The organism is Kutzneria sp. NPDC051319 (assembly GCF_040682195.1).
GTDB lineage: Bacteria > Actinomycetota > Actinomycetes > Mycobacteriales > Pseudonocardiaceae > Kutzneria.
Genome location: NZ_JBFBAM010000027.1, coordinates 1 through 16,697, shown reverse-complemented (window position 1 = coordinate 16,697; position 16,697 = coordinate 1). Strand labels below are relative to the sequence as shown.

The following is a 16,697-nucleotide window of genomic DNA, read 5'->3' as shown; positions in this document are numbered from 1 at the left end:
GGGCCGCCGCGCACGGTCACGTCACCCCAGGGACACGCCCGCCAGGTCCAACGCGGCGCGGACCATGTCGGCGGTGGCGTCCACATCGGACATCAGCAGCGGCACGTTGCGCACGGAGACGCCGTCCACGGACGCCTTGTCCTCCGGCGCGATCAGCCAGCCGTCCAGCACGCCGTCCGCCTTGCGCGAGCCGTAGTGCCGGCCGACGGCCTCGGCGCTGGTCTCCACGCCGATCGCGGTCAGGCAGGCGTCGGCCATGCCCCGCACCGGGGCGTTGCCGATGATCGGCGAGACGCCGACCACGCCGGCCGACGTGGCGCGAATGGCCTCGCGGACGCCCGGGATCGACAGCACGGTGCCGACGCTGACCACGGGATTGGACGGCGCGAACAGCACCGCGTCCGCGCCGGCGATGGCCTCCAGCACGCCCGGCGCCGGCTTGGCCTCGTCCGCGCCGATCGGCACGATCGAGTGCGCCGGCAGCTCGGCGTGGTACCGGATCCACCACTCCTGGAAGTGGATCGCGCGCCGCTCGTCCTCCGAGCCCGGCACGTCCACCACGACGTGCGTCTCCACCTGGTCGTCGGTCATCGGCAGCAGCCGCACGCCGGGCTCCCAGCGCGCGCTCAGCGCCTCCGTGACCGCGGACAGCGGATATCCGGCGCGCAGCATGCGGGTCCGCACCAGGTGCGTGGCGATGTCCCGGTCGCCCAGCCCGAACCACGGCGCCTCGGCCCCGTAGGCGGCCAGCTCCTCCTTGACCCGCCAGGTCTCCCCGGACAGGCCCCATCCGCGCTCGGTGTCGATGCCACCGCCGAGCGTGTACATGCAGGTGTCCAGGTCCGGGCAGATGCGCAGGCCGTGCAGCCACACATCGTCGCCTGTGTTCACCAATGCGGTGATCTCTGCCCCTTCGGGCAGCGCCCTCTTCACGCCGAGCAGGAACCGCGCCCCACCGACACCACCGACCAACACCACGACCTTCACAGGGCGCAATCCTTTCACGCTTGCGGGTGAACCTTCAGCGAGACCAGAAGCGGAAGAAGTAGTCGCCGAGGCTCGCGAGATCCATGTCACCACCGACCAGGCCGAACAGCGCGCGGCCGATGGTGAAGAACACGGCGCTCACCGGACGCACCGCGATGATCAAGGCGAACAACACCAGCGGCGCCCACGGTCGCACCCGCACCGCGACGGCCTGCGCCTCGCGCGACAGCCATGGCGCGATCACGCCGAAGCCGTCGAATCCCGGGACCGGCAGGATGTTGAAGAAGAAGGTGAACACCTGCAGGAAGGCCAGGTAGGAGAAGGCGATCTGCAGGCCGGCCGGCAGCGGCGCGGCCAGCACGACCACGTTGAGCACGAGGCCGATCAGCAGGTTGAACAGGGGGCCGGCGAAGGAGACCAGAGATTCCACAGGTTTCGACCGCAGCGCCCAGTGATTGATGAGCACGGCCCCGCCCGGCAGCGGGATACCTCCGATGATCAGATAGATCAGGGGCAGCAGGATGCTCATCACTGGATCGGTGTAGCGGCGGGGGTCGAGGGTGAGGTAGCCGCGTGCCGCGACCTCGTGGTCGCCGCCGCGGAAGGCCACGATCGCGTGGCCGAACTCGTGCAGGCACAGGGAAACAACCCAGCCGCCGATGACGAAGAGCACGACGCCCACGGTGAGCAGCCAGCTGTTGCTGTACACCTGGGTGGCCGTCGGCAGCGCGCACAGCACCGCACCGATGACTGTCATGCCCAGCAGGCCGAGGAACAGGGGGCTCGGTCGCACCGATGATCGGTTCACAGTCACCAGTGTGCCCGGTGGCGGTGGGTGACCGCGTCCGGTATGACCAGGTGGCAACGCCTGTTCGCCCTGCGTGACGGTGTCCCCCGACGTAAGTACTTCGCTTGACCCCTTGCAACGACACGGGTGTAATCACATTGGTGTCATTCACCGTCGAGGGGGCGGTGGGTGGTGTCCGCCAACCGGGGAGTGCGGAAGGCGAGGAGGCGGACGGACATGGAAATAGAAGGAGGCCGCGTCGTGGAAGCGGCCGAGATCGTCGGCATCGGCGCGTCCGCGCGCGAGTTCAGCCTGCTGGAATCCGGTGAGAGGGATTTCACGGTGCTGGACGGGGTGTTCGACGAGGACGAAGAGCAGGAGTGGCAGGAGCGCGCCCTGTGCGCGCAGACCGATCCCGAGGCGTTCTTCCCCGAGAAGGGCGGCTCCACCCGCGAGGCCAAGCGGATCTGTCAGGGCTGCGAGGTGCGCTCGGAGTGTCTCGAGTACGCACTGGCCCATGACGAGCGCTTCGGCATCTGGGGCGGGCTGTCCGAACGGGAGCGCCGGAAGTTGAAGAAGAGGCCCGCGTAGCAGGCTCAACCCGCCGGGCAGCTGGCCCGATGATCAGTCGTACGGTGTGCTCGACGCGCCGACGATGGGAGTGGCCAGTTGCCCGGTAAGGCCCAGCCGGTCCTGCGCACGGCGCCGGTGCTCGCGGTGCTCGTGTGCCATGACGGCGAGCCGTGGCTGCGGCTGGCCTTGTCCGCGCTGCGGCGCTCGATGCCGCGCCCTCGGCACGTGATCGCGGTGGACACCGGATCCCGTGACCGGACGCCGAAGTTGTTGGCGGAGGCGGCATCCGGCGCCAAGCCGGTGCTGGACGGTGTGCTCACACTGCCGCGTGGAACCGGTTACGGCGACGCGATCCGGGCCGCCGTGGACCACGCCGTGCAGCGCTGGGGCGACCCCGGCCGCTGGCTGTGGCTGCTGCACGACGACAGCGCGCCGGAGCCCGACTGCCTGGCCGATCTGCTGGCCGCGGCCGAGATGTCGCCGGCCGCGGGCGTGCTCGGGCCGCTGTGTCTCGACTGGAACGACCCGAACATCGTGGTGTCGGCCGGGGTCTCCACGGACTCATCCGGTCATCGGCAGACCGGCATCTCCACGCTGGAGAGCGCCCAGCCCCGGTTTTTCGAGCAGAGCACCGAATCCCTGGCGGTGAGCTCGGCCGGCTCGCTGATCGCCCGCGACCTGTGGGAGCGGCTCGGCGGCTACGACCCGGCGCTGCCCATGCTGGCCGACGATCTCGATTTCGGTTGGCGGGCAAACAAAGCGGGTAGCCTGGTGTTGTCCGTGCCGACGGCTCGGCTGCGACACGTGCGCGCCGCCAGCATCGGCGAGCGCCGTCTCGACGCGCTGGCCGCGCCGCCCGGGCCGTTCCTGCGCGGCGTGGAACGGGCCCACGGCGTGCGCACCTTCCTGGTCAACTGCGCGCTTTTCTCGTTCCTGATCGGACTTCCCCGGCTGATACTGCTGTGTCTGCTGAGGGCCTGGGGATTTCTGCTGCTGCGGCGGGGCTCGGACGCGCGGGCGGAGATCGGCGTGATCCGCTACCTGGTGAGCGGCCGGGGCCGCCTGCTGTCCGCTCGGGCAGATCGTCGGCGGATTTCTGTCGCCGGGCAAAAAAGTGTGCGCGGATTGTTCACCAGCCGGCTCACGCGGTTGCGCAACACGTTCCGTAGCGGCCTGGCCCTGCTGGTCCGCCGCCGCGTCCAGGCCGACGCGGTGCTCGGCCGACTGCCGTCGGCGGAAGCGCCGCCGTCGGCGTGGCTGGATCCCGAGGACGCCCGCAACGCCAAGCTTCCCGTCGGACCACAGGGCCTGCCGGCCGGCGCCCTGCGTGGCGCGCAGCGTGGCCCGGCCGGTCTGCGGCGCCCGGCGGCGGTGGTCGTGCCGGTCGCGGCCCAGGCGCCGGCGGGGCTGCGACCGAGCCCGCGCCCACGGCCGTCGCCGCGCCGTCGCGACGAGGAGGAGCCGAACCCGCTGGCCCACCTCATGATCGTCGAGGTCGATCGCGGCGAGGTCATCCGGCAGCTGCTGCTGTCGCCGGCGCTGTGGATGCTCGTCGCGCTCTCGCTGCTCGGCGTGGTCGTCAACGCGGGACGGCTCGGCACGGATCTGGTCGGCGGCCGGCTGCTGCCGGTGCGCGACCTCGCGGCGACCTGGTCGGCGTACCTCGCGACATGGCATCCGGTCGCCGGCGGTACCGCCGCCCCGGCCCCGGCCGCGTTGGCAGTGCTGGGAAGTCTCGGCGCGGTGCTCGGCGGTCCGAAGGCCGCGGTGGCCGTGCTGCTGTTCGGCGACCTCCCGCTGGCCGGCGTCTCGGCGTACCTGGCGACGCGGCGGATGCGTGTCGCCAGGCCGATTCGCGCGCTCGTCGCCGCCACGTACGCCCTGCTGCCGGCCGCCGCGACCGCGGTGTCGCAGGGCCGGCTGGACGTCGTGATGGTGCACCTGCTGCTGCCACTCGTGCTGGCCGGCGCGGCAACTTTGTTGCGGGGCAACGCCCCCGGCACGTGGGTGGCCACCGTGGCCAGCACCTCCATCGGTCTCGCGGTGGTCGGCGCCTTCTCGCCGCTGACCCATCTGCTGGTCCTGGTGGGAATCCTGATCGGCTTCGTGGCGGTGCCGGGCCACCGCCGGGTGCTCGCGCTGTTCGGAATCGTGTTGCTGCCCTTGGCTTTGCTGCTGCCGTGGCCGGCGGTTGTGTTGCAGCACCCCGATGTTCTGCTGCACGGCATCGGCGCGCGGCTGCCGGACGCCCCGGAGGCGCTGACCCGGATCGTCACCCTTGACCCGGGTGGCCCAGGGGCCCTGCCGGTGGTCGGGGTGTTCGTCGTGGTGGCCGCCGTGAGCGCGGCGGTGCTGCGCGCGAACCGAAACGTGCTGCCCGGGATGACGGTCGCCCTCGGCGGCATGGTTGTGGTCGGGTTCCTGTGGAGCCACCAGATCTGGACCGGCGCGCCGATGCTCGTGCTCGGCGCCGGCCTGCTGCTGATCGTGCTCGGCGCCTGCGTGCCGGCCCCGGTGGTGTGGGTGATCCCGCACCTGCGGTTCGCGTCGATCAGCGCCGCCGTGATGGTGGTCGGGCTGCTGGCCGCCAGCGCGCTGATCGCCGGCCGCCAGGGTCCGCTGCGGGCCGGGGGCGATCCGCGGTTCGTGCCGGCGATCTCCCACGAGCTGGCCACGACCGGCGAGACGGTGCTGGAACTGGCCAATGGCGGACGACCCACCCGGCTGACCGCCGGCGGCCTCGCCGGCTTCGGCGACGACGACCTCGTGCCGGTGCCCGGGGCGGCCGAGCGGCTGGCCAGGATCGGCAACGAGCTGATCGGTTCCGATCACGACGCCGCCAAGGCCGCCGTCGCCCAGCTCGCGGTCGACGGCGTCAGCTACGTCGTGCTTCCCGACGCCGAGGCCGCCGGGCGGCTGCACGACGCCGTCGGCGACCTGGCCTCCGCGTCGCCGCCGATGTCCGACGGCCGGCCGGTCGTGCGCGTGCAGCTGGCCAACAGCCACGTGGTGCTGCTGGCTCCGCAGCAGGCCCAGAAGGCCGTCACCGGCGGCACGCCGCCGACCGAGCTCGGAGCGCCCGGCCTCGCGCCGGTCGACGCCTCGCCGCCCGACGTCGCCGTCCGCGTCTCCGACGGGCCCAGCGGGCGGCTGCTGGTGCTGGCCGCCGAGGACGAGCCCGGCTGGCGGGCCACCGTCGACGGCCGTCAGGTGGCCGCCGTGCGGGCCTGGGGGCACCTGATCGCCGTGCCCGTGCCCACCACCGCCTCCGACGTCACCGTCGACCAGTCCGGCACCCTGCGCAGCTTCCTACTCCTCGTCCAGGCCGCCTTCCTCCTGTTCACAGCCCTCACCGCCCTCCCCAGCCGCAAATCAACCCCCGCGAGTCCCGCTTAGCGGCACACCGAAACACGGTTTCAGGCACACCGGGCCGCGAATTCAGGAAGTTCTTAATCCCCGTCGATGACGTCCGGGTCGAGGCCCAGGTAGCTGGCGATCTGCTCGACCAGCACATCGTGCACAAGATCGGCGAGATCCGCCCCGTCCTTGGCCCGCGCCTCCAGCGGTCGGCGGTACAGCACGATGCGGGCCCGGGTGGGCACTCCGCGTCGGTCCACCCCGGCCGGCACCAGCCGGGCCAGCGGCACGTTGCCGTCGTCGACGACCCCGTCCTCCCAGCTCAGCTCGTCGTCCGGGCCGACATGCACCTCCGGCACGTCGTCGACCGCGACATCCAACTGGGTCAACTCGGTCCGCCAGCGCGCCTCGATCGGCTCGAGCGCCTCGATCACGAGCGCGTCGAACCGCTCGGCCCGGCTGCGCGCCGCCGGGAGCGTCGCCGGATAGAGCGGTCCGCGCAGGCCACGGCCGTGCCGGTCGCGACTGCGGCGTCCCTGACGCCTGGATCCTTTGGCCATCACCACGGCCAGTCAGCGTACGCGGAGGCGTGTCACCCGCGTGCCTGCACGCCGCCAAGTGTGGGAAGCGCTATCGTCAGCGATCGTGCGGAGCGTGAGGCGGTGCTCGCGAACCGGGTGTACGAACCCGGCAGTCGCCACGCTCACCTACGCCTATGCGGACTCCACCGCGGTCGTCGGACCCCTGGCCACCTACTCCGAACCGCACAGTTACGACCTGTGCGAGGAGCACGCCATGCGGCTCACGGTGCCCCGCGGCTGGGAGGTCGTCAGGCATGAGGGTGAGTTCGCCGCTCCCGAGCCGTCGGTCGACGACCTGACGGCCCTGGCGGAGGCGGTGCGGGAGGCCGGCCGGGCCGACCGACCGGTGGACCAGGTCGACCCGACCCGGATCGACCCGATGGGGGCCCATCGACGGGGCCACCTGCGGGTGTTGCCCGACCCGATCGAGGACTGAACGCGCCGGTAGGCTGGCATCGACCCATCCGAGCTACCCGGGAGAAGGCGTGCCCGACCTGTCTGCGATCGTCAAGGCCTACGACATCCGTGGGGTGGTCGGCGAGCAGCTGGACGCCGCCGTCACCCGTGCGCTGGGCGCGGCGTTCGCCAAGCTCGTCGGCGGCCCGTCCGTGGTGATCGGGCACGACATGCGCGACTCCTCGCCCGAGCTGTCCGCGGCCTTCGCCGCCGGTGTCACCAGCCAGGGCGTCGACGTGGTGTCCATCGGCCTGGCCAGCACCGACATGCTCTACTTCGCCTCCGGCAAGCTCCAGCTGCCCGGCGCGATGTTCACCGCCAGCCACAACCCGGCCAAGTACAACGGCATCAAGCTGTGCCGGGCCGGCGCGGCGCCGGTCGGGCAGGACAGCGGCCTGGCCGAGATCCGCGAGTGGGCCCAGCAGGGCGTGCCGCCGGTGGACGGCCGCCACGGCAGCGTGAGCGAGCGCAACATGCTCGCCGACTACGCCGACTACCTGCGCGGACTGGTCGACCTGAGCGGCATCCGGCCGCTGAAGATCGCCGTGGACGCCGGCAACGGCATGGGCGGCTACACGGTGCCCGAGGTGTTCGCCGGGCTGCCGATCGAGGTCGTCCCGATGTACTTCGAGCTGGACGGCAACTTCCCCAACCACGAGGCCAACCCGCTGGACCCGGCCAACCTGGTCGATCTGCAGCGCAAGGTCGTCGAGGTGGGCGCGGACGCCGGGCTGGCCTTCGACGGCGACGCCGACCGCTGCTTCGTGGTGGACGCCGCCGGCGACCCGGTCTCGCCGAGCGCGGTGACGGCGCTGGTCGCCACCCGCGAGCTGGCCAAGGACCCGGGCGCCACGATCATCCACAACCTGATCACCTCGCGCTGCGTGCCGGAGATCGTCGAGGAGCACGGCGGCAAGCCGGTGCGCACCCGCGTCGGGCACTCGTTCATCAAGCAGCGCATGGCCGAGACCGACGCCATCTTCGGCGGCGAGCACTCCGCCCACTACTACTTCCGCGACTTCTGGCGGGCCGACACCGGCATGCTGGCCGCGATGCACGTGCTGGCCGCGCTGGGCGAGCAGGACCGGCCGCTGGCCGAGCTGACCGCGCAGTTCAGCCGGTACGCGGCGTCCGGCGAGATCAACTCGACCGTGGCCGATCAGGCCGCGTCCACCGAGGCGGTGCGCGCCGCCTATGCCGGCCGCGACGGCGTGACCTTCGACGAGCTGGACGGCATGACCGTCGACCTCGGCGACGGCCGCTGGTTCAACCTGCGCGCCTCCAACACGGAGCCGCTGCTGCGGTTGAACGTGGAGGCACCCGACGCGGGCGCGGTCGCCGCGCTGCGCGACGAGGTGCTGGCCATCGTCCGGCGCTGAGACTTCTTCGCTAGGGAGGAACCCGATGGCCGTCCAGCTCGACCCGCAGCTGCTGGAGATCCTGCGCTGCCCGTCGCCCGACCACGCGCCGCTGCGCACCGGCACCCCGGACGACGCCGACGCGGACATGCTGACCTGCACCGAGTGCGGACGCGGCTACCCCGTCCAGGACGGCATCCCGGTGCTGCTGCTGGACGAGGCGGTGCCGCCGCCGGGCGGCCTGGCCGGGTGAGCTGACGTGCTCGACGACACCCTGCTCGACGACCCGTCGCGGCTGGCCGACACCGACACCGGCGGCCTGCTGCGCGCCTCGGCGATGGCCGGCGCGCAGGTGCGCGCGATCGCCGAGGCCGCCGAGGAAGCGGGCGTCGGGCGGCTGGCCGAGGACCGGCCGCGAGCCCTGGTGCTGGTGACCCGACCGGGCATCGGCGTGGCCGCGTCCCAGCTGCTGGCGGCGCTGCTGACCACGGCCTGCCCGGTGCCCGTGGTGCTGGCCGAGGCCGTGCCGAGCTGGATCGGCGCCCTCGACCTGGTCATCGCCCACACCGACGATCCCGGCGACGTGGTGCTGGCCGAGTCCCTCGACCGGGCGACCCGGCGCGGCGCGCGCGTGATCGTGACGGCCCCGCCGGACGGTCCCGTGGCCGCGGCGGCCGCCGGTCGCGGCGTGCTGCTGCCGCCGCGGGTGCCCGTGCCGACCGGGTTCGGCTTCGCCCGGGCCCTGACCGCCGGCCTGGTGGTCGTCGGGGCGCTGGGACTGCTGCGGACCGACATCCCGGAGCTGGCCGACGAGCTCGACCGCGAGGCCGAGCGTGACCACCCCATGCACGAGTCCTTCGTCAACCCGGCCAAGAGCCTGGCGCTACGCGTCGCCGACCGCACCCCGCTGCTGTGGGGCCTGGACCCGGCGGCCACCGCCGTCGCCTGGCACGCCGCGTTCGTGCTGGCCAGCCACGCCGGCGTGGTCAGCGACGTGGCCGGCTACCAGCAGGCCATCGGCCGTGCGGCCCTGCATCGCGCCGCCGTGCAGTCCAGCTCCGGGAACGACCTGTTCGCCGACCCGGACGACGAGCAGCCCACCCAACCTCGGGTGCTGCTGCTGGCCGTCGGCCGTGGTGACGCCGCCGAGGCGACCCGCCGCGCGGCCGAGGCGACCCTCGCCGGCGCCGACGTGATCCGGCTCGACGAGGTCACTGGTGGCGACGCCACCTGCGCCGCCGTGCTTGCCCTGCGTTTCGAGCTGGCCGCCCTCTACCTGGGGCTCGCGGCCGGCACCATCGGTGGCCCCGGCTATTTCGCCTCGGCCGCCGTATGAGGGAGTGACGACGAGTGGAGTTGCTGCACAACGCGGTGCGTCCCTACGCCTGGGGCTCGCGCACCGCGATCGCCGAGCTGCTCGGAAAGCCCGTCCCGGCGCCGCACCCCGAGGCCGAGCTGTGGATGGGAGCACACCCCGGCGGGCCGTCGCGGCTGGTCGAGCCGGACGGTGACGAGCGTTCCCTGCTCGACGTGCTCGCCGTCGACCCGGACGGCCAGCTCGGGCCCGCGCTAGCCGCGCGCTGGGGTGGCCGGCTGCCGTTCCTGCTCAAGGTGCTGGCCGCCGACGAGCCGCTGAGCCTGCAGGCCCATCCCTCCGCCGAGCAGGCCGCCGAGGGCTATGCCCGCGAGGAGGCCGCCGGCATCCCCCGCGACGCCAAGAACCGCAACTACCCGGACCCCACGGCCAAGCCCGAGCTCATCTGCGCGCTGACCGAGTTCCACGCGCTGGCCGGCTTCGCCGACCCCGACCGCACCGTGCGGCTCCTGCGCAGCCTCGATACGCCGGGGCTGACCCACTACACCGAGCTGCTGGCCGGGCAGCCCGACGCCGACGGCCTGCGCGCGCTGTTCACCACGTGGATCACGCTGCCCCAGCAGGCCCTGGACCAGCTGCTGCCGCAGCTGTTCGACTCGTGCGTCCGGCAGGTCAAGGAGCACGGCGAGTTCGACCTGGAGTGCCGGACCGTGCTGGAGCTCGGCGAGGCCTACCCGGGCGACGCCGGTGTGCTGGCCGCCGTGCTGCTCAACCGGATCGTGCTCCAGCCGGGCGAGGCGATCTACCTGCCGGCCGGAAACCCGCACGCCTACCTGCGGGGCACCGGCATCGAGATCCTGGCCAACTCCGACAACGTGCTGCGCTGTGGGCTCACCCCCAAGCACGTCGACGTGCCCGAGCTGCTGCGGGTGCTGGACTTCTCGTACGGGCAGATGCCGGTGCAGACAGGGGACGAGGTCGCCCCGCACCTTTTCGTCTACCCGACGCCCGCGGCCGAGTTCGAGCTGTCCCGGCTCCAGTGGGCCTCTGGCGATGCCCCGGTGCGGATCGACCACGACGGTCCCCAGGTGCTGATCTGCGTCGAGGGGGCCGTCACGCTTCGCCGAGCCGACGGCGTCGAGCTGCCGCTGCGGCGGGGCGAGTCCGCCTGGCTGGCCGCCGCCGACCCGGCCGTCGAGGTCGCGCCGCTGGACCGGCCGGCCTCGGTGTTCCGGGCCACTGCCGGGGTCGATTCGCCCAACAACTAGGGTTTTGTCCCATGTCAGCAGGGGGCGGTACCAAGGCCATTGTCGCCGCGCTGAGCGCCAACGCCGGCATCGCGGTCGCGAAGTTCGTCGGATTCGCCGTGACGGGGTCGTCGTCGATGCTCGCCGAGGGCGTGCACTCGGTCGCCGACACCGCCAACCAGGGGCTGCTGCTGCTCGGCAAGCGCACCTCGCAGCGCAAGGCCGACGCCGAGCACCCGTTCGGCTACGGCCGTGACCGGTACTTCTACTCGTTCGTCGTGGCGCTGCTGCTGTTCACCCTCGGCGCCCTGTTCGCGATGTACGAGGGCATCCACAAGGTGGAGGCCCCCGAACCGCTGGACAACCCGATCGTCGCGATCGTCATCCTCGCGCTGGCCGTGCTGCTGGAGGGCTACAGCTTCCGCACCGCCATGGCCGAGTCGCGGGAGCTGCGCGGCAGTGCCAGCTGGTGGCAGTTCATCCGGCAGGCCAAGGTGCCCGAACTGCCCATCGTGCTGCTGGAGGACACCGGCGCCCTGTTCGGCCTGGTCTTCGCCCTGCTCGGCGTCGTGCTGTCGCTCGTGACCGGCGATCCCGTGTGGGACGGCATCGCCACCATCGCCATCGGCGCGCTGCTCGGGCTCATCGCCATCGTGCTGATCATCGAGATGAAGAGCCTGCTCATCGGCGAGGGCGCCTCGCCGGAGACGCTGAGGACCATCGTGCGGCAGCTGGAGGCCGGCAACGTGGAGCGGGTGATCCACATCCGCACCCAGTACCTGGGGCCGGAGGAGATCCTGGTCGCCGCCAAGATCGCCTTCTCCGGCACCGAGTCGCTGGTCGAGGTCGCCCGTTCCATCGACGAGGCCGAGATCCGGGTGCGATCCGCCGTCCCCGCGGCCCGACTCATCTATCTGGAACCCGACCTGGACCGCACACCTCGGTAGGGTTTGTCTGGTTCATCGACGACGGCGTCGACGCACTGGGAGGGCGTATGGCGGGCAACGGCCTGTGGCGGACCAAGTCGATCGAGCAGTCGATCGCCGACACCGACGAGCCGGACACCAAGCTCCGCAAGGATCTCACCGCTTGGGACCTGACCGTGTTCGGCGTGGCCGTGGTGATCGGCGCCGGCATCTTCACCGTGACCGCCAGCACCGCCGGCAACGTCGCCGGGCCGTCCGTGGTGCTGTCGTTCATCATCGCCGCCATCGCGTGCGGCCTGGCCGCCCTCTGCTACGCCGAGTTCGCCTCGACCGTGCCCGTGGCCGGGTCCGCCTACACCTTCTCCTACGCCACCTTCGGCGAGTTCGTCGCGTGGATCATCGGCTGGGACCTCGTCCTCGAGTTCGCCCTCGCCGCCGCCGTCGTCGCCAAGGGCTGGTCCGCCTACCTGGCCCAGGTTCTCGGGCTGCTCGGCCTCACCGTGCCGACCGTCGTGTCGTTGGGTCCCGTCGACTTCGACTGGGGCACCGTGTTGATCGTGCTCGTGCTGGGCACCCTGCTGGCCGTCGGCACCAAGCTGTCGTCCCGGTTCAGCCAGGTCATCACCGCCGTCAAGGTCGCCGTCGTGCTGCTGGTGATCATCGTCGGCATCGGCTACATCAACACCGCCAACTACACGCCCTTCGTGCCGCCCTCGCAGCAGTCCTCCTCCGGCTCCCTGAACCAGTCCCTCTTCTCCCTGATCGCCGGCGGCGGATCCAGCTCCTTCGGCGTCTTCGGCCTGTTGGCCGCCGCCTCCGTGCTGTTCTTCGCCTTCATCGGCTTCGACATCGTCGCCACCACCGCGGAGGAGACCCGCAACCCCCAGCGGGACGTCCCCCGAGGCATCCTCGGCTCCCTCGCCATCGTCACGGTCCTCTACGTCGCCGTGTCCCTCGTCGTCACCGGCATGGAGCCGTACGCCAAGCTCGCCACCGGCGCCGACGGCGTCAAGAAGACCCTCGCCACCGCCTTCGCCGACAACGGTGTGCACTGGGCCGCCGCCATCATCGCCATCGGCGCCCTGGCCGGTCTCACCACCGTCGTCATGGTCCTGCTCCTCGGCCAGACCCGCGTCCTGTTCGCCATGTCCCGCGACGGTCTCATCCCCCGGGGCCTCGCCAGGACCGGCCGCAACGGCACTCCCGTCCGCTCCACCGTCCTCGTCGTCATCGCCGTGGTCATCACCGGCGGCTTCTTCCCCTCCGGCGACCTGGAGGAGATGGTCAACGTGGGCACCCTCTTCGCCTTCGTCCTCGTCTCCCTCGGCGTCATCGTCCTGCGCCGCACCCGCCCCGACCTCCCCCGCGGCTTCCGCACCCCCCTCGTTCCCGTGGTCCCTGTCCTGGCCGTCCTCGCCTGCATCTGGCTCATGCTCAACCTCGCCGTCTTCACCTGGCTCCGCTTCGTCATCTGGATGGCCATCGGCGTTGCCATCTACTTCGCCTACGGCATCCGGAAATCCACCCTCGCCCCCTCCTCCAAGGTCTGACTCCCCCATTCCGCCTCGAATTGGGTACTGGAATTCCCCCTTCGACGGCTGCGTCCCGGGCCCGGACGCCCGGGCGAACCAGGGCCGTTCGGGTGATCGACAACGGGCCCGACCGACTGATCGGAACCGGTCGCTCGGTCCTACCGTCTCAGGTACCGTGCTGGGTTGAAGTCTGACGAGCGGGAGGGTGGGCCATGCTGGCGCCGGAGGGTGGCGGAGGGGCCGAGGGCTTCGCGGGTGCGGCCGTCGGTATCGCCGCGATGGAGCAGAACTACGTGAACCTGAAGGGCGCCGTCGACTCCGGCCAGGTCTCGATCACGCCCGACGCCGCGACCAACGCCGCCAAGGCCTGCCGCGACCAGAAGAACAAGTTCGGGCTGCTCCAGAACCGAGCCCAGGTGCTCTCTCAATACGCGCGGAGCATGAAGACGGGTGATTGCGTCGAGGGGTCCGCGCTGCGGACCACCTTCAGTGAAAAGGCGCAGGGCGGGCAGAACTCGGCATACGACCTGTTCGGCAAGGCCGCCGAGATAATGGAAAACATGGCCCAGACGTACGAGGCCGCGGGCAAGATGTATCACGAGACTGATCAGTCCAACGCGCAGGCGTTCAAGGGAAAGATGTGACAATGCTCGTTCGTGGCGTTTCCGGTCTCGGAATCGTGCTTCTTGCTGTGGTGTCACTGTCCGCGTGCAACGGGCAGCCGACACAGGGACAGGCCGAGCCGACCGGCGCCAGTTCCTCTCAAGGCGCTGGATCCAGTGCCGCGTTGGACAAGGTTGACCCGTGCACGTTGCTGACGACGGACCAGTTGAAGCAGTACAACGTGGAGACGCAGGGCGCACCGAACAACACGTCTGATGAAACCGGATGTGCTTATCTTGGGTATCCGGACAGTCTGACGCGGGGTATCAATGTCGGGAAGTCCAAGGACTCCGTCGACTCCTTCGCGGAGCGTGCCGACACCTTTGTCAAGTTCACCAAGAACAGCGTGAACGGTCGCAAGGGCGCCCAGACGCAGATCTCCACGTCCAACACCGAGTGCTCGCAGGTCATGGCGGTGGGGTCCGGGACCGTCCGTGTCGGTGTGATCAATGACAAGTCCGGGGATCCGTGCGGGGACGTGCTGAAGATCGCTCAGGTTGTCGAGCCGAAGCTGCCGAAGTAGTAGTAGGGGGAGCGGGGACATGAGTTGGATCGGGGACGCCTGGAACAAGGTCGAGGACGCGGGCGCGTCGGTGCTGGGCATCGACGGGCCGTCGCAGAGCGAGTCCGACCAGCAGAAGCGTGACCAGGCCAACCAGCGGGGGAGCCAGCAGCGCAACGAGTACAACCGGCGCGCCTCGCAGTTGGAGCAGCAGGCCGGTGGTGGCTACGACCCGGCCGGGATCACCAAGCAGACCAACTGGAACTCGATGGGCCACGACCAGATCAAGAAGGTCTCGGACGGTCTTGATCCGGCGGCCATCGGCACCCACGGGAACGACTGGATCCAGCTGGGCAAGGATCTGCAGACCAGCACCGACACGTTCAACACGGCGATCAACAGCGCCCTGAACGGGAACTGGACGGGTGCTGCGGGTGATGCGGCACTGGCGGCGCCGAAGGGCATCGTGGACTGGAGCAAGGACTTCGGGAACCAGATGCAGGCCACCGGGGCGCAGGCGCAGTCGGTGTCGGCGACGGCGGACCAGGTGAAGTCGACCGTGCCGCCGCCGAAGGACTTCAGCTGGGGCAAGGCCGCTGTGAGCGGGATCCTGGGCGGGCCGTTCGGGGCCGGGGCCAGCGCCTATGCGCAGCATCAGGAGCAGCAGGAGGCGAAGGAGCAGGCGGTTCGGGTGATGAGTTCGGTGTATTCGCCGAACTACATGAACGCGGCGAACTCGATGCCGGCCTTCACCGGGCCGACGGATCCGACGCAGCCGCCGCCCCCGCCGCCCCCGCCGCCGATCTCGGAGTGGCCGCCGAAGCCGCCGCCACCGCCGCCGGGGGGACATCCGCCGCCCGTGGGGCACACGCAGTACAACCCGAACCAGGTGGGGAATCCGAACCACCAGAACAGCCAGCAGCAGAACCCGCCGCAGCTGCCGCCGGATCGGCCGCCGACGTACGACCCGACGCAAGATCCGAACAACCCGAACTACCACCGGCCGCCGACGGGCACGACGACGCAGAGCTCGAACTGGCCGGTGGGCACGGACGGGGACGGCAACGTGCCGAACTACCCGGGCTATCCGGGGCAGGGCGGGGGCGGCCGCGGCGGAGGCCAAGGAGGCGGCGGCGGGGGATTCACGCCGCCGATGGGCTCGGGCTTCGGTGGCGGCGGTGGAAGCGGCTACGGCGGAGGCGGCGCGGGCGGAGGCTTCGGCTCGGGCGGCGCGAAGGGCTTCGGCTCCGGGGCGACGTCGGGCGCCGGTGCGCGGGCGGGCGCGGGAGCGACCTCGGGCTTCGGCGCGGAGGAAGAAGGCGCGATGCGCGGCGGGGCCATGGGCGGACGGCCTGGGGCCGCGGGCGCGTCGGGAGCGGGCGGCATGGGCGGCGGAGGCCGGGGAGGCAAGAAGGAGGAGGACAAGGAACACAAGTCCGCCGCCTACCTGGTCAACGACGACAACGCGAACGACATCGTGGGCGACCTGCCGCCGACGGTCCCGCCGGTGATCGGCGGCTGACGGACCGATGCAGAGCGTGCGCTGGCGGCTGACGCCGCTGCAGTTCGACTTCGTGTGGGAAGGCCTGGGCGTGGGCGAACTGCCGTTCCCCTTCCAGGTCCGCTCGCACGGCCAGGATGACGTGGAACGCTCGCACCTGCGCCGCCGGGCGGCGCAGGAGCTGAGGCAGATGGGCATGACCAGGGGCGACGACCTGGACCCGGAGCTCGCGGACGCGCTGACGGCGTTGGTGCGCAACGACTATCTGCTGGACTCGGTGTGGCTGCCGCTGGAGCCGGCGGCGGTGTCGCCGGTGCGCACGATCGCGGCCCGCACGGGGCATCGGGCGACGCTGGCGGTGCAGCTGCCGGGGGACAGCGAGCACACGGGCGGAGACGTGCTGCTGGCGGACATCCCGTCGGAGGCGATGGTGCCGGCGGTGGTGGCGGAGCTCCCGCCGGCGCCGCCGGGCCGCCATCCGGCGCTGTCGGTGCCGGTGGCGCAGCGCGACCAGCCCCGCCAGGACGACTACGACGGTGGGGTGATGGTGGCGTCGCATCAGGGCTACGACCGTGCGGGCCGTGAGCGGCAGGCGGTGGAGCAGCTGACCCAGGCCCGGCACCTGCGCGCGGGCGAGCTGGGCGCGATGTTCCGCGACCAGCAGGGCCGCAAGGTCCGTTCGGGCGTGCTGCGCTGGTTCGACAACGTGGACGACGGCCGGTACCTGATGGTGCACGAGCAGGACTACGGGGGCGAGCGCGTGGTCGTGCAGCCGGCCGACGCGAACGCCATCGGCCAGCGGCTGCACAACCTGCGTTAGTGTCCTGAGTTGTTAGTTCGTTGTCAGTGGGTACACGAGATCTATGCCTTACCCGGTAGCGGTCCCGATCGTGCTCACTGACGACGAACGCG

General features: G+C 71.2%; 16 protein-coding genes. 13 read left to right on the top strand and 3 right to left on the bottom strand.

The features are described 5' to 3' along the window. Positions 1-21 precede the first annotated feature (21 nt). Positions 22-987, bottom strand: coding sequence for a 2-phospho-L-lactate transferase (gene cofD, locus AB0M73_RS25380; protein WP_363894863.1), 966 nt, complete (start codon positions 985-987; stop codon positions 22-24). Between the two features lie 34 nt (positions 988-1,021). Beyond that, a complete protein-coding gene (locus tag AB0M73_RS25375; protein ID WP_157494890.1) occupies positions 1,022-1,795 on the bottom strand; it encodes a site-2 protease family protein in 774 nt (257 codons plus the stop codon). A 321-nt stretch (positions 1,796-2,116) separates the two neighbouring features. Between AB0M73_RS25375 and AB0M73_RS25370 the strand changes: the two genes are divergently transcribed. Both AB0M73_RS25370 and AB0M73_RS25365 read left to right on the top strand, forming a co-directional pair. Further along, the gene (locus AB0M73_RS25370; RefSeq protein ID WP_198047821.1) at positions 2,117-2,365 is read left to right on the top strand and encodes a WhiB family transcriptional regulator; all 249 of its coding nucleotides are present in this window, start codon (positions 2,117-2,119) and stop codon (positions 2,363-2,365) included. Between the two features lie 78 nt (positions 2,366-2,443). After that, positions 2,444-5,743 (top strand): glycosyltransferase, encoded by a 3,300-nt coding sequence (locus AB0M73_RS25365; RefSeq protein WP_363894859.1) that lies wholly within the window; start codon positions 2,444-2,446, stop codon positions 5,741-5,743. Between the two features lie 53 nt (positions 5,744-5,796). Here AB0M73_RS25365 and AB0M73_RS25360 read toward each other — a convergent pair whose 3' ends face one another. Further along, positions 5,797-6,264 carry a metallopeptidase family protein gene (locus AB0M73_RS25360; protein WP_363895103.1) on the bottom strand — a complete coding sequence of 156 codons (468 nt, stop codon included), beginning with the start codon at positions 6,262-6,264 and terminating at the stop codon, positions 5,797-5,799. An 85-nt stretch (positions 6,265-6,349) separates the two neighbouring features. Here AB0M73_RS25360 and AB0M73_RS25355 point away from each other — a divergent pair, with 85 nt between their 5' ends. The 11 genes from AB0M73_RS25355 to AB0M73_RS25305 all read left to right on the top strand — a co-directional run bounded on the left by AB0M73_RS25355 (position 6,350) and on the right by AB0M73_RS25305 (position 16,605). Then, the gene (locus AB0M73_RS25355) at positions 6,350-6,721 is read left to right on the top strand and encodes a DUF3499 domain-containing protein (RefSeq protein WP_363894856.1); all 372 of its coding nucleotides are present in this window, start codon (positions 6,350-6,352) and stop codon (positions 6,719-6,721) included. Between the two features lie 49 nt (positions 6,722-6,770). After that, positions 6,771-8,120 carry a phosphomannomutase/phosphoglucomutase gene (locus AB0M73_RS25350; RefSeq protein ID WP_363894853.1) on the top strand — a complete coding sequence of 450 codons (1,350 nt, stop codon included), beginning with the start codon at positions 6,771-6,773 and terminating at the stop codon, positions 8,118-8,120. Between the two features lie 25 nt (positions 8,121-8,145). Beyond that, a complete protein-coding gene (locus AB0M73_RS25345; RefSeq protein WP_363894850.1) occupies positions 8,146-8,352 on the top strand; it encodes a Trm112 family protein in 207 nt (68 codons plus the stop codon). Positions 8,353-8,358: 6 nt separating this feature from the next. After that, positions 8,359-9,435, top strand: coding sequence for a hypothetical protein (locus tag AB0M73_RS25340; RefSeq protein ID WP_363894847.1), 1,077 nt, complete (start codon positions 8,359-8,361; stop codon positions 9,433-9,435). Between the two features lie 14 nt (positions 9,436-9,449). Continuing rightward, positions 9,450-10,682 carry a mannose-6-phosphate isomerase, class I gene (gene manA / locus AB0M73_RS25335; RefSeq protein ID WP_363894844.1) on the top strand — a complete coding sequence of 411 codons (1,233 nt, stop codon included), beginning with the start codon at positions 9,450-9,452 and terminating at the stop codon, positions 10,680-10,682. A gap of 11 nt (positions 10,683-10,693) precedes the next feature. Further along, the gene (locus AB0M73_RS25330; protein WP_363894841.1) at positions 10,694-11,608 is read left to right on the top strand and encodes a cation diffusion facilitator family transporter; all 915 of its coding nucleotides are present in this window, start codon (positions 10,694-10,696) and stop codon (positions 11,606-11,608) included. Between the two features lie 47 nt (positions 11,609-11,655). Beyond that, positions 11,656-13,137 (top strand): amino acid permease, encoded by a 1,482-nt coding sequence (locus AB0M73_RS25325; protein ID WP_363894838.1) that lies wholly within the window; start codon positions 11,656-11,658, stop codon positions 13,135-13,137. A gap of 194 nt (positions 13,138-13,331) precedes the next feature. Beyond that, a complete protein-coding gene (locus AB0M73_RS25320; protein ID WP_363894835.1) occupies positions 13,332-13,763 on the top strand; it encodes a hypothetical protein in 432 nt (143 codons plus the stop codon). A 2-nt stretch (positions 13,764-13,765) separates the two neighbouring features. Then, on the top strand, positions 13,766-14,305 hold the full coding sequence (locus AB0M73_RS25315; RefSeq protein ID WP_084580006.1) for a DUF3558 family protein: 540 nt from the start codon (positions 13,766-13,768) through the stop codon (positions 14,303-14,305). Between the two features lie 19 nt (positions 14,306-14,324). Then, positions 14,325-15,806, top strand: a complete 1,482-nt coding sequence (locus AB0M73_RS25310) for a PPE domain-containing protein (RefSeq protein WP_363894831.1) — start codon at positions 14,325-14,327, stop codon at positions 15,804-15,806. Positions 15,807-15,813: 7 nt separating this feature from the next. Further along, positions 15,814-16,605: an ESX secretion-associated protein EspG gene (locus AB0M73_RS25305; RefSeq protein WP_363894828.1), complete on the top strand. Its 792-nt coding sequence runs from the start codon at positions 15,814-15,816 to the stop codon at positions 16,603-16,605. Positions 16,606-16,697: the final 92 nt, after the last annotated feature.